The following is a 12,191-nucleotide window of genomic DNA, read 5'->3' as shown; positions in this document are numbered from 1 at the left end:
ATAATAATTTATCTACTTCTTTTCAAAGAGGTTTGATGTCTTACTATTATTCCTCAACATCTTCATGAACATGTATTTTGATTTCAATTAAAGAAAGGAATTTTCTATATGACTTATAAAATGATTATTTTAGATTTAGATGATACTTTATTACGTGATGACCATACTATTTCACCTCGTACGAAAGAAGCGTTAATGACTGCACAAGAGCAAGGCGTAAAGGTTGTACTTGCTTCTGGACGTCCAACATTCGCAATGCGTACAATCGCAAAAGAACTACATTTAGAAGAGTATGGTAGCTTCATTCTTTCATTTAACGGTGCAAAAATTATTAACTGTAAAACAGATGAAGAATTATTCAGTAGTACGTTATCTCCTGAAATCGTTCACAGTCTATACGATATTAGTAAAGAAGAAAACGTCTGGATCCACACATACATTGGTGACGATATTATTACTGAAAAAAACAACTCTTATACAGAAATTGAAGGTCAAATTACAGGTATGCCAATTGTAGAAGTAAATAATCTGAAAGAAGCTGTACAACAACCAGTTGTAAAAGTATTAATGGTAGAAAATCCGGAACACTTACAAATAGTAGAATCAAAACTACAAAAACAACTAGAAGGCCAATTAAGCGTGATGCGTTCGAAACCATTCTTCTTAGAATTTACAGAAGCCGGTGTTACAAAAGGAACGAGCTTAAACAAACTGATTCAAAAGCTTGGCATTAAGCGTGAAGAAGTTATCGCAATGGGCGATAGCTATAACGACCAAGCAATGATTGAATTTGCTGGTCTTGGCGTTGCAATGGGCAATGCACCTGATGATATTAAAGAAATTGCGAACTACGTAACAGATACAAATATGAACGATGGTGTTGCAAAAGTTGTAGAGAAATTCGTTTTAAAAACGGATGTACTTGTTTAATATTTTCATTCACAAAACCTATTTGAAGTCAAATACTTCAAATAGGTTTTTATTTAAATTCTCATGCTTTTGTGACTATATTTTGAACTTTGCACTATTCTCGTAGTGTAAACTTTCTTTTTGTATATAATGAAACAAAATAGACTATTTTATTTTGAAAAAGAATACAAATTTACTATATACAAGCATACGTTAAAGGAGGCTACTTTATGTTATCTACACCAATCGGACGATTAAGAGCAATTGGACTAGTTGAGGGTATTTCTTTCCTATTACTATTATTTGTAGCAATGCCATTGAAATATTTCGCAGGATTTGCAACAGCTGTTAAAATTACAGGCATGGCTCATGGTGTTCTATTTATTCTATTCATCTTTGCAGTAATTCAAGTAACAATCGTACACCGTAAATCAATTTTATGGGCACTTGGAGCATTCGTTTCATCAGTTATCCCATTTGGTACTTTTGTACTAGATGCAAAATTAAAGAACGAGCAACAATGATAATAAAAAGGTAGTTAACAACTGTTAACTACCTTTTCAGGCTGTGGAGAAAGTCTTCTCCACAGCCTGTTTTTGTGTCTGAACCTCTTTTTATGTGTCAACACTGATAAAAAAGAGGAAAAGGAGAGATTTTTTATGATGGGTGCTTTAAAAAATCATCGTGATGAGCGTGTATCTGTTTCTGTAGAAGAGTTGGTTCCACAAGATCATTTCCTTCGTGCAATTGAAGCGACAATTAGTTTTGATTTTATTGAAGAGAAGTTACGCCCTTATTACTGTGAAAACAATGGACGCCCGTCCATTCATCCTATTGTTTTATTTAAGATGATGTTTATTGGATATTTTTACGGTATTCGTTCTGAGCGTCAATTGGAAAAGGAAATTAAAACGAATATTGCCTACCGTTGGTTTTTAGGGTTTTCTCTATCGGATACTATTCCGGATCACTCTACAATCAGTTGGAATCGTCGTACTCGTTTTATTCATACAAATATTTTCGAAGAAATTTTTGATGAGATTGTGAGACAAGCGACGGAGCACCGGATGGTAGGAGGACGTGCACTGATGACAGATTCTACACATATTAAGGCCAATGCCAATAAAAATAAATTTGTACATAAATATAAAAAAGAAAAAGCAAAGTTTTATATAGACGAGCTAGAAGCTGCGGTAATCGAAGATCGTGAGGTACATGGAAAAAAGAATTAAAACCTAGAAAGGAAAGTGATACCCCTACCAAAAAAACTCGTATAAGTACAACGGATCCAGATAGTGGATTTTTAATGAGAGATGGAAAACCAAATGGTTTTCATTTCTTGGATCATCGTACGACTGATGCGAAGTACAATATTATTACAGATACCTATGTAACGGCTGGAAATATGGCAGATTCCGAGCCGTATTTAGCACGCCTCCAAGCTCAGATTGATAAATTCGACTTCAAAGTAGAAGCTGTTGCCCTTGATGCTGGCTATTTTACAGGATATATCTGTAAGAAACTATCAGAACGGAATATATTTATGGTGATGGGGTATCGCCGATTTGGAAAACGGAATAAAGAAGTACCGAAAAGCCAATTTAAATATGTAGAAGAAATGAATGTTTTCGCTTGTCCGATGGGATGTATTCTAGAATATGTAACAACTGATCGTGAAGGATACCGTCAATACAAATCGAATCCAGAAGACTGCGCTGTTTGTCCGTTACGTGAGGTGTGCTTTTCAAAGAAACAAAAACAAAAAGTTATCACTCATCATGTGTGGGAGAAATATAAGGATATTGCTAGAAAAAACAAGCTAACAGCTACAGGGAAAAGGTTGTATAAAGTACGCTGTTCCACTATAGAGCGAAGCTTTGCAGACGCCAAAGAACTACATGGCTACCGCTATGCCCGGTTTCGAGGGCTGAAGTCTGTCCAAATGCAAGCTTATCTCACCGCAGCTTGTCAAAACATGAAAAAAATAGCCCTCCACCTGACCAAAAAGGGTCAGGTGGAGGGCTATTTTTTAAAATTCTATTATTTTATGTTGTTTTTATTCGCTAAAATCAAAAAAGATTCCAGAGTGTTGGGAACCCTAAAGGGTTTCCCAACACTCTGAAAAGGTAGTTAACAACTGTTAACTACCTTTTCTATTTATAAATTTGGAATTTCCCAATCAATTTCTCTTTCGCCCATATTAGCTAAAATTGTATTTATTTTAGAATATGGCTTACTACCAAAGAAACCACGTCTTGCCGATAATGGGCTTGGATGTACAGATTCGATAATATGATGATTCGGATTCGTAATTAATTTCTTCTTCGCCTGCGCATGGCGCCCCCACAATATGAAAATAACTGGCTTTTCACGTTCGTTCAACAGTTCAATTACACGATCTGTGAAGTGCTCCCATCCTTTTCCCTTATGAGAATTTGCTTCGCCTTGACGAACTGTTAATACGGTATTTAGTAATAATACTCCTTGTTCCGCCCATTTTACTAAATAACCGTTATTCGGGATTTCATAACCATATTCATCTCGAAGTTCTTTATACATATTTAACAATGACGGTGGTGTTTTAACACCAGGTTGCACAGAAAAGCTTAAACCATGCGCTTGATTCGATCCATGATATGGATCTTGCCCTAAAATGACAACCTTTGTATTTTCATAACTTGTATACTGAAGAGCGTTAAAAATATCTTCTACCTTCGGATAAACAACATGCGTGCTGTATTCTTCTGTCAAAAAACTGGATAGAGTAAGATAATACTCTTTCTCGAATTCTGGTGCCAATAGTGGCTCCCAATCATTCTTTAAAACATTTTCCATACTGTCACTTCCTGTCTAATTAATTCACCATATCCTGTCTTGTAAATACTACGAACGAAATAACAAGAGAAACAACTGCCCAAACAGTTAAATTCATCAAAGAAAATCCCATCGATAAACCTTGTAATGCAGGTAATTTTCCTGATAAATAATCCGTTAATGATAAATTCACACTAAAAATATATTTGGCGCCTTCCCAAGATGTTGCGAACGAGCTTAAAATACCGCCTGCAATTAATGCAGCTAGCATAACGCCCATACCAGCTGGTGTATTACGAATTAAAACAGAGACCATAAATGATATAGTTCCGACAACGATAGCAACAAACCAGGCTAGTCCATACGCCATTAAGATGTATTGCCACTGCGGAATAAGATGTACAAAGTTCGTATTTAACGTTTCCTTATCAATGACGAATCCTGTTAAAACAGGTAAATTCCATCCCGAGTACCCAAATACAAGCCCTGATAATATGTAAGCAAACAAACCTACAAGAAACAGTATGAGCGAAATGAAAAATAACATCGTCACGTATTTACTAAGGAGTATTTTCCAGCGCCGAATCGGCCGCGTAAGTAACATCTTCATCGTCCCATCGCTTCGTTCTCCTGAAACGATATCAATGGCGACAATCATTACGAGAAGCGGAATAAATAATGTAATTCCTTGTTCAATAAATGCTCTGACAAAAGTCGGTGCACCCGGTGCCATCGGATTAATATTATGATCTAAATAATATTGTTGTTGCTCAACTCTTACCTTTAACCAATCACGCCATTCTTCTGGCAACCTAGAATTGTTCAACCGGTTCTGAGAATCAACAATTTGCTGTTGCAATGAAACCTTCCAATCAGTTGTACCGAGTCTTTTTTGTGTCGTTTCTATTTCACGATACTGCGCGTACACAAAAAGCGGGATCAAGATTGCTAAAATAAGCATGACAACAAAAATACGTTTCTTGCGGTAAATCTTTTCTGATTCATTTAAAACTAGATTCGCAAATTCACGCATGCTGCTCACCCCTTGTGAGTTCAATAAATAAATCTTCTAGCGTAAATACAAGCTCCTTAACGCTATGTACATCTATTTCATTTGCGACAAAGTGTTTATTCCAACTACTTATAGATGCAATATCCATGCGGCATAGTAATCGATCGCCTTCTACACTCACTTCCCTTACTTCTTCGGCCGCTTCTAGCATATCTTTCGCCTTAGAAATCGGTGTAACAATCCATTCTACACGATCACTTGCTGTTTTAATTAATTCTTCAACCTTGGCAACTGTTATCATCTTTCCTTTATGAATAATAGCAACGCGATCGCATATCATTTGCACTTCACTTAGCAAGTGACTTGAAATAAACACGCTCATATTTTCTTCTTTCACAAGCTTATGTATAAATTCCCTAAGTTCTCTAATCCCTGCTGGATCTAAACCATTCGTTGGCTCATCTAATATGAGCAATTTCGGATTCCCAAGGAGCGCCTGTGCAATTCCAAGGCGTTGTTTCATACCAAGTGAGTACGTTTTTACCTTGTCATGAATTCTTTCATCTAAATGAACCATTTCAGCAATTTCGATAATACGTTCATCTGATATATCACCTAACATACGAGCAAATTGCTTTAAATTTTCCCATCCCGTTAAATATGTATACAACTCTGGGTTTTCAACGATACTCCCAATTTGACGCATCGCTTCTCTGAAATTTCCCTTAATCGAATAACCACCGATAGAAATCGTACCTTCTGTCGCCTTAATCAATCCGACTAACATTCGAATGGTAGTCGTCTTTCCAGCACCATTTGGTCCTAAGAACCCGAACACTTCTCCTTGCTTTACATCAAAGGAAATATTCTCTACAAGAGTCTTCTTTCCAATTACCTTCTTCAAGTCTCGTACGGAAAGTATCGTCGTCATTTTACCCCTCCTTGTTCTAGTTTTAATTTACTTACAACATTTTGAACTAAACGTTCTGCCATATACGTATAACCTACTTCGTTCGGATGAAAATGATCAGAGTATAATAAATCTTTCCCGCGGTTTTGGAATAAATCAAATGTCGGTGTAATATACACATTTTTATCGTTTAGCGCTAATTTCTCTAAAGATGCATTCCAGTCCACAACAATGTTTGAAGACCCTTTTAAATCTTCTACATCTTCAAAAGGATTGTATAAACCAAGCCAAAAAATCGGACTATCTGTATTTAATTTACGAATTTCTTCTATAATTTTCTTTGCTTCATTTTGAAACGTCTCTGTGTCAGGACGATACGTCTCTAAATCTATTTTCCCAAGTGATTCCCAGCCTGGGAACAAATCATTTCCACCAATCGTTAACACAATTACATCTGCTTGCTTAATTGAATATTGAGCGCCATTACTTTCAATTTGTTTTAATAAATCGGGCATTTTTGCACCACTAACTGCTAAATTTGTTAATGCAATTTTTTGCTTATAATCTTTTTGTAAATCCTCTTTCATTCGCCCAACATAGCCAATTCCTTCTTTATCACCAACGCCACGCGTTAATGAATCACCTAAACTAACGATTTGTAACGTTCCCATTTTCTTTTTCTCTTTTGCCACTACATCGGTCTTTTTAATTAAATTTGAAGCTTTCGGATTTAATACATCATTTACACCTGAAACAAAGCCATATGCAAATAAACAGAAAGATGCAATTGTAATGAGTAGAATTACTTTTACTACTTTTGATCTCATATCAAAACCCCTTTTAGCCCTCATAGATTGTCCATAATTATACCAAACGAAATTTTGAAAAGCGATTTTCACACCTTCTCAATTATGTCGTTTCTCTATCTACTAACTCTGGTAATAACTCTATATGCTTCACATCTAATTTCTCTTCATTAATCTTTTCATATAATAATTCAAACGCTTTCACTCCAACGTTTTTACTAGAATGCGAAATCGTCGTTATACCCAATATATCTGCCACCTCTTGATCATCACACCCGATAATCGTAATATCCTCTGGAATACGAACTCCTTGTTTTTTTGCTTCTGTAACCATCCCCGCTGCAATATGGTTACAAGATACAAGGAACGCCGTCGGTTTTACTGACATATGAGCCCATTCTCTAATTACATTGCGTCCATCTTCCACTGTAAAACATCCCTCAAATTTCCAGGTCTCTAACGGTGTTACGATACTCTGTTGAAGCGAATCTTCGTACGCCTTCTTTCGTCTTTGGCTATTAACGCTATTACTTCTTCCAATACAATATCCAATACGTGTATGACCGGCATCTATTAAGCTTTTCATCCCACGTGAAAATACTTTGTAGTAATCGATATGGACACTTGAAATATACTTCGAATCTATTTCTTCACACATAACAATCGGACCGAATTTCGTATATTCTTCAAGCTTCTCCTTACTATTTGTCCGAGAACAAATAATAACCCCATCAAGCTTTTTCATTTTTAACATATTCAAAATTTCTAGTTCTCTTTCTTCGCTATAATTCGTCTGGCAAAGCATCATATTATAATTATTCTTTGCTGTCTCTTTTGATATCCCCTCGATAATAGCGCTATAATATTGATCATTTACGTGTGGCAATAAAACGCCAATTACATTCGTTTTTCCTTTCACTAAATGAATTGCATTCACGTTTTGCGTGTAATTTAATTCTTCTATAATCGCTAAAATTTCTTTTCGTTTCTGTTCATTTACGTACGGATGATTATTTAGTACACGTGAAACAGTTGAAACAGATACTCCAGCAAGTTCAGCAATCTTTCTTATATTTGTCATCTCATTTTCCCCTTCTCACAAAAATTCTTCCTTGACCTGGTAAGCTTTCCACAATATATCCTTTCCTAGCAAATACATTTAGAAAGGATATACAACTATGCTTCGATTCAAATTAGAATATATATTTTTCATTGGCGGTTTACTCATTCTTGCCATCGGTATTAATATGATGACGACAATTACTTCCTTTGGACTTAGCCCTTATGATTCCTTCTTTATTGCACTATATCAAAATTTTGGGATAAGTATTGGTTTTTGGATTTTCATGATTAACTTTGCCTTTACACTTATCGTACTCTTTTGGAATGGAAAACAAATTACAATCGGTACAATTGTAACGATGGTTCTTATTTCTCTTTTTGTTGATTGGATTGGTTCCATTACAACTATTATGGACGCTATCCGCTCTCTTCCAAAATATATAACACTTATTTGCGGAAATCTATTCGTTGGAGCTGGAATTGGTCTTTACGTCTCTACAAACCTTTGTGCAGCGCCTCAAGAAGCTTTCGTTTTAACGGTTGCCGAGAAGAAAAAATGGACGTTTAGAAGAACAGAGATTTCATTAGCCTTTTTATTTTTAACGTTAAGCTTTTTATTAGATGGACCTATCTATTTTGGAACAATCATCTTATCCTTTACAACAGGCTGGATTATCCAAGCATTTATTCAAGTTGGTACGCAGATTTTAAATAGAAAAGAGCCTATTAAGCAAGCTGCTTAATAGGCTCTTTCTGTTTTATGGTAAGAGATACTACTTAGCATCCCCTTCAATTCGATAGTTCGCTTTCAAACAATCTATTTCTTCATACCCTTGCAACGTATGTAGAATATAATCATAATCAGCAAGAGACGCACGATGCGTTACAATTACAATTTCAGCCTTTCCTTTCTCTTCAAGCGGCATTTGAATAATTTTCTCAAAGCTAACTCCGCGCTCAGAGAACAATGAAGTAATTTTTGCAAATACACCAATTTCGTCTTTTACATGCAGTCTTAAAAACTTTTTCACGACAATTTCGTCTGGCTCTTTTAATACTTTTTGATATTGTGGGACTACAGCACTATTTCCTGTTACCCCTAATCTAATATTTTGCATTACAGCAACTAAATCCGAAACAACAGCTGTCGCTGTCGGTAAACTTCCTGCGCCTGGTCCATAAAACATCGTTTCTCCAACTGCTTCACCGTACACATACACAGCGTTATATTCATTTTGTACTGCCGCAAGAGGATGTGTATTTGGAAGTAAAGTTGGTTCAACTGTAACCTCCAATTTTTCACCATCTCGTTTTGCAAGACCGATTAATTTAATTGTATAACCTAAGCTCTTACTGTATTCAATATCTTCCTCTGTGATAGAGGTAATCCCTTTTACTTTCACATCTCCAAGCTCTACATTTGTAGAGAAACCGAGGGTAGCTAAAATCGTCATTTTTCTTGCTGCATCTAAACCTTCTACATCTGATGTTGGATCTGCTTCTGCAAATCCAAGTTGTTGGGCTTCTTTTAACACGTCGTTATATGCTCTCCCTTCGTCTGACATTTTCGTCAAAATAAAATTTGTTGTTCCATTTACAATTCCCATTACTTTCGTAATAAGATCTGAAGAAAGTCCTTCTACGATACTGCGTAAAATTGGAATTCCCCCTGCCACACTCGCCTCATAGAATAAATCAGCCTTATTATCTTTTGCTGTCGCTAATAATTCAGCTCCATGTAATGCCATTAAGTCTTTATTTGCAGTTACAACATGCTTTCCGCTTTTTAAAGCTTGTAAAATATATGATTTTGCATCATCAATGCCACCCATCACTTCAATGACAACATCAATATTTGGATTATCTAAAATTTCATTTGCATCTTGTGTTAATAGAGTAGAAGGTACCTCTACCTCTCTCTCTTTCTCAATGTTTTGCACTAATACTTTCGTTACCTTCACTGGACAACCTACTTGGTGTATGAGTCGTTCTTGATGATCCGTAATAATACGAACCACACCACTGCCAACTGTCCCAAGACCTAATAACCCAACTTGAATTTCTTTCATAGTACTGTCCACCCCTCAAAAATTGTGTTTAGATGAAATTATATGAGTAAAAAATCTGAAAAACAATGTATTTTGAACATTCGGAAAAATAAAGGTTAATCTTTACAAGGAAAACGTTGCCACGTGTTACACAATCTTTCTTTACAATATATAAGGGGTTTCTTGATACACGTAATAATTCAACCAATTAGAAAACAATAAATTACCATGACTCCTCCACCTAACAAGCGGCTTTTCATCTGGATTATTATGTTTAAAATAGTTTTTTGGCACATCAATATTTAATCCCTTGTCACGATCTCGTTCGTATTCTTGTTTTAACGTCTCACAACTATATTCGCTATGTCCAAGAGCAAACACTTGCCTTCCTTCTGGCCCAATAACAAGGTGAACACCTGCTTCTTCAGAGTTTGCTAACAATGTTAATTCTTTCACTCCTCTAATATCATTCTCTCGTACTTCTGTATGACGAGAATGCGGAGCAAAAAACAATTCATCAAATCCTTGTAATAATTTCACATGTTGCTCGCAAACTTCATGTTCAAATACACCAAACATTTTTTCCTTAAGGGGATACTTTGGAACACCATAATGATAGTACAAGCCAGCCTGTGCCCCCCAGCAAATATGGAGCGTAGATGTTACATTCGTTTTTGAATACTCCATAATATGTTTAAGCTCTTCCCAATAATCTACCTCTTCAAAAGCAAGGGTCTCCACTGGCGCTCCTGTAATAATGAGCCCATCAAACTTTTCATTTTCAATATCACGAAACGTTTTATAAAAGCTTGTTAAATGTTCTTGCGTTACATTACGCGATAGATGTGATTCCATATGAAGCAAATGAACATCTAATTGTAACGGTGTGTTTCCAATTAAGCGAAGTAATTGCGCCTCTGTGTCTTGCTTCGTCGGCATTAAATTTAATATAGCAATTTTTAAAGCACGTATATCTTGTGTTTCTGCCCGCTCCTTCGTCATTACAAAAATATTTTCTTTTTGCAACACTTTGCGAGCCGGTAAATCTTTATCAATTATGATCGGCATGTGTTTTGCCTCCAACTAGAGCTGCTTCCAAATCTGCAATAATATCAGAAACATCTTCTATACCAACCGATAAACGAATTAAATCAGATGTAACACCCGCTAAACGCTGATCTTCAGCATTTAATTGTCTATGCGTCGTACTAGCAGGATGTATAACGCAAGTTCGTGCATCAGCTACGTGCGTTACAAGAGTTGCTAGTTTTACATTTGCGATAAATTCTTTTGCTGCTTCTAATCCGCCTTTAATACCGAAAGTTAAAACACCACTAGCACCTTTTTTCAAGTACTGTTGTGCTAATGAGTAATTTTCATTACTATCTAAGCCTGGATAATTCACCCATTCAATACGTTCATGATTAGCAAGCCACTTAGCAACTGCAAGAGCATTTTCACTATGACGTTCCATTCGTAAATGCAATGTTTCTAAGCCAATATTGCTAATATATGCATTGAATGGGCTCATACAATTTCCATAATCTCTTAATAGCTGAACACGTGCTTTCACAATATACGCTGCTGCACCAAAGTTTTGAACGTAACTTACACCGTGATAACTTGGATCTGGTTCAACAAGCTCAGGATACTTTCCATTTGTCCAATCAAAGTTTCCACCGTCAATTACAATACCGCCTAAAGAGCTCGCATGCCCATCGATATACTTCGTCGTAGAATGAACAATAATATTTGCCCCATGTTCAAATGCCTGGCATAAATAAGGAGTTGCTAATGTATTATCAACGATAAAAGGTACCTCTAATTCTTTAGCGGCAGCTGAAAATTCTTTAAAATTTAAAACATTCATCGCTGGATTTCCTAACGATTCTGCATAGATAAGTTTCGTCTTGTCATTAGCAAGCGCCGTGATTTCATCTGCCGTTAAATTTGGATTAAAGAACGTAACATCAATGCCAAGCTTACGTAAACTCACCCCAAATAAATTAAACGTTCCCCCGTAAACAGTTGAAGAGCAAAGTAAATGGTCTCCACTACTACAAATATTTAAAACTGCGAGCATAATAGCTGCTTGCCCAGAAGCCGTTGCAACAGCTCCTACACCGCCTTCTAAATCTGATAATTTCTGCTCAAATGCTGCTAGAGTAGGGTTTCCAATACGTGTATAAATATATCCTTCTGCCTCTAAGTTAAATAGAGCTGCTAAATCATCCGAAGTATCGTATTTATACGTTGTGCTTTGATAAAGTGGTAAAACACGTGGTTCACCATTCTTTGGCGTATAGCCACCTTGCACACAAATTGTTCCTTTTCCCCATGATTCTCCCATCTCTCATTCTCCTTTCTTTTATACAAAATAAAAAACTGCCCCTTTCCTGAAAACAAGAAAGGAGCAGTTTGAAAACACGCTCTAAAGGCTCTTTCTTATCTCTCAGGATTACTACCTGCAGGATTTGGCACAATTCCGTTATACGGCTGTTGCCAAGGTTTCATCGGGCCTGTCCCTCCACCTTTTCTTGATAAGACTATGCAATTACCGTTGATTTTATAGCAATAATTTCCTAATGTCAAACAGTTTTTCTGAATGTTCTAAAATAAATGTTAACAGT

11 protein-coding genes, 1 pseudogene and 1 riboswitch are annotated in these 12,191 nt (G+C 36.2%); of the genes and pseudogenes, 4 read left to right on the top strand and 8 right to left on the bottom strand.

Annotation, left to right across the window (positions count from 1 at the left end):
• Window positions 1–108: 108 nt before the first annotated feature.
• From AC3WVZ_RS27515 to AC3WVZ_RS27505, 3 genes and pseudogenes are all read left to right on the top strand, one after another.
• Window positions 109–930, top strand: coding sequence for a Cof-type HAD-IIB family hydrolase (locus tag AC3WVZ_RS27515; protein ID WP_233935700.1), 822 nt, complete (start codon window positions 109–111; stop codon window positions 928–930).
• A 209-nt stretch (window positions 931–1,139) separates the two neighbouring features.
• Entirely contained in the window at window positions 1,140–1,433 is a 294-nt protein-coding gene (locus AC3WVZ_RS27510) for a DUF3817 domain-containing protein (RefSeq protein WP_000953396.1), read from the top strand.
• A 135-nt stretch (window positions 1,434–1,568) separates the two neighbouring features.
• Window positions 1,569–2,938, top strand: a pseudogene (locus AC3WVZ_RS27505) (IS1182-like element ISBth7 family transposase); the annotation flags it as partial.
• A 128-nt stretch (window positions 2,939–3,066) separates the two neighbouring features.
• On the opposite strand, the gene AC3WVZ_RS27500 reads toward AC3WVZ_RS27505, so the two are convergent.
• The 5 genes from AC3WVZ_RS27500 to AC3WVZ_RS27480 are packed head-to-tail and all read right to left on the bottom strand — an operon-like array spanning window position 3,067 to window position 7,532.
• A complete protein-coding gene (locus AC3WVZ_RS27500) occupies window positions 3,067–3,744 on the bottom strand; it encodes a uracil-DNA glycosylase (protein WP_233935699.1) in 678 nt (225 codons plus the stop codon).
• 19 nt (window positions 3,745–3,763) lie between these two features.
• A complete protein-coding gene (locus tag AC3WVZ_RS27495) occupies window positions 3,764–4,756 on the bottom strand; it encodes a DUF2705 family protein (protein WP_001206500.1) in 993 nt (330 codons plus the stop codon).
• Window positions 4,749–5,666: an ABC transporter ATP-binding protein gene (locus AC3WVZ_RS27490; protein WP_063219916.1), complete on the bottom strand. Its 918-nt coding sequence runs from the start codon at window positions 5,664–5,666 to the stop codon at window positions 4,749–4,751. Before AC3WVZ_RS27490 ends, AC3WVZ_RS27495 begins: the two co-directional genes overlap by 8 nt.
• On the bottom strand, window positions 5,663–6,544 hold the full coding sequence (locus AC3WVZ_RS27485) for an SGNH/GDSL hydrolase family protein (protein ID WP_002180592.1): 882 nt from the start codon (window positions 6,542–6,544) through the stop codon (window positions 5,663–5,665). Before AC3WVZ_RS27485 ends, AC3WVZ_RS27490 begins: the two co-directional genes overlap by 4 nt.
• Window positions 6,545–6,554: 10 nt before the next feature.
• Window positions 6,555–7,532, bottom strand: a complete 978-nt coding sequence (locus AC3WVZ_RS27480; RefSeq protein WP_000181976.1) for a LacI family DNA-binding transcriptional regulator — start codon at window positions 7,530–7,532, stop codon at window positions 6,555–6,557.
• Between the two features lie 97 nt (window positions 7,533–7,629).
• Here AC3WVZ_RS27480 and AC3WVZ_RS27475 point away from each other — a divergent pair, with 97 nt between their 5' ends.
• A complete protein-coding gene (locus AC3WVZ_RS27475) occupies window positions 7,630–8,256 on the top strand; it encodes a YczE/YyaS/YitT family protein (protein WP_065381848.1) in 627 nt (208 codons plus the stop codon).
• Between the two features lie 30 nt (window positions 8,257–8,286).
• Here AC3WVZ_RS27475 and AC3WVZ_RS27470 read toward each other — a convergent pair whose 3' ends face one another.
• The 3 genes from AC3WVZ_RS27470 to AC3WVZ_RS27460 form a co-directional block, all read right to left on the bottom strand.
• On the bottom strand, window positions 8,287–9,582 hold the full coding sequence (locus AC3WVZ_RS27470; RefSeq protein WP_000659109.1) for a homoserine dehydrogenase: 1,296 nt from the start codon (window positions 9,580–9,582) through the stop codon (window positions 8,287–8,289).
• Window positions 9,583–9,723: 141 nt separating this feature from the next.
• Entirely contained in the window at window positions 9,724–10,629 is a 906-nt protein-coding gene (gene metA, locus AC3WVZ_RS27465; RefSeq protein WP_065381849.1) for a homoserine O-acetyltransferase MetA, read from the bottom strand.
• The gene (locus tag AC3WVZ_RS27460; RefSeq protein ID WP_000504780.1) at window positions 10,613–11,911 is read right to left on the bottom strand and encodes a bifunctional O-acetylhomoserine aminocarboxypropyltransferase/cysteine synthase; all 1,299 of its coding nucleotides are present in this window, start codon (window positions 11,909–11,911) and stop codon (window positions 10,613–10,615) included. The genes metA and AC3WVZ_RS27460 overlap by 17 nt, the downstream gene beginning before the upstream one ends.
• A 92-nt stretch (window positions 11,912–12,003) precedes the next feature.
• Window positions 12,004–12,108, bottom strand: a riboswitch (SAM riboswitch).
• Window positions 12,109–12,191 lie beyond the last annotated feature (83 nt).

The sequence above is a fragment of the Bacillus sp. CPT56D-587-MTF genome (assembly GCF_058792335.1).
Note: the sequence above shows the minus strand (reverse complement) of the source record. Positions and strands in the feature narration are given on the sequence as shown.

What these genes read in the sequence shown, in the direction of transcription:
- AC3WVZ_RS27510 (WP_000953396.1), top strand. Translation starts at nt 1,140, where the DNA reads ATGTTATCTACACCAATCGGACGATTAAGAGCAATTGGACTAGTTGAG.
- AC3WVZ_RS27495 (WP_001206500.1), bottom strand. Translation starts at nt 4,756, where the DNA reads ATGCGTGAATTTGCGAATCTAGTTTTAAATGAATCAGAAAAGATTTAC.
- AC3WVZ_RS27480 (WP_000181976.1), bottom strand. Translation starts at nt 7,532, where the DNA reads ATGACAAATATAAGAAAGATTGCTGAACTTGCTGGAGTATCTGTTTCA.
- AC3WVZ_RS27470 (WP_000659109.1), bottom strand. Translation starts at nt 9,582, where the DNA reads ATGAAAGAAATTCAAGTTGGGTTATTAGGTCTTGGGACAGTTGGCAGT.
- AC3WVZ_RS27475 (WP_065381848.1), top strand. Translation starts at nt 7,630, where the DNA reads ATGCTTCGATTCAAATTAGAATATATATTTTTCATTGGCGGTTTACTC.
- AC3WVZ_RS27500 (WP_233935699.1), bottom strand. Translation starts at nt 3,744, where the DNA reads ATGGAAAATGTTTTAAAGAATGATTGGGAGCCACTATTGGCACCAGAA.
- AC3WVZ_RS27460 (WP_000504780.1), bottom strand. Translation starts at nt 11,911, where the DNA reads ATGGGAGAATCATGGGGAAAAGGAACAATTTGTGTGCAAGGTGGCTAT.
- metA (WP_065381849.1), bottom strand. Translation starts at nt 10,629, where the DNA reads ATGCCGATCATAATTGATAAAGATTTACCGGCTCGCAAAGTGTTGCAA.
- AC3WVZ_RS27490 (WP_063219916.1), bottom strand. Translation starts at nt 5,666, where the DNA reads ATGACGACGATACTTTCCGTACGAGACTTGAAGAAGGTAATTGGAAAG.
- AC3WVZ_RS27515 (WP_233935700.1), top strand. Translation starts at nt 109, where the DNA reads ATGACTTATAAAATGATTATTTTAGATTTAGATGATACTTTATTACGT.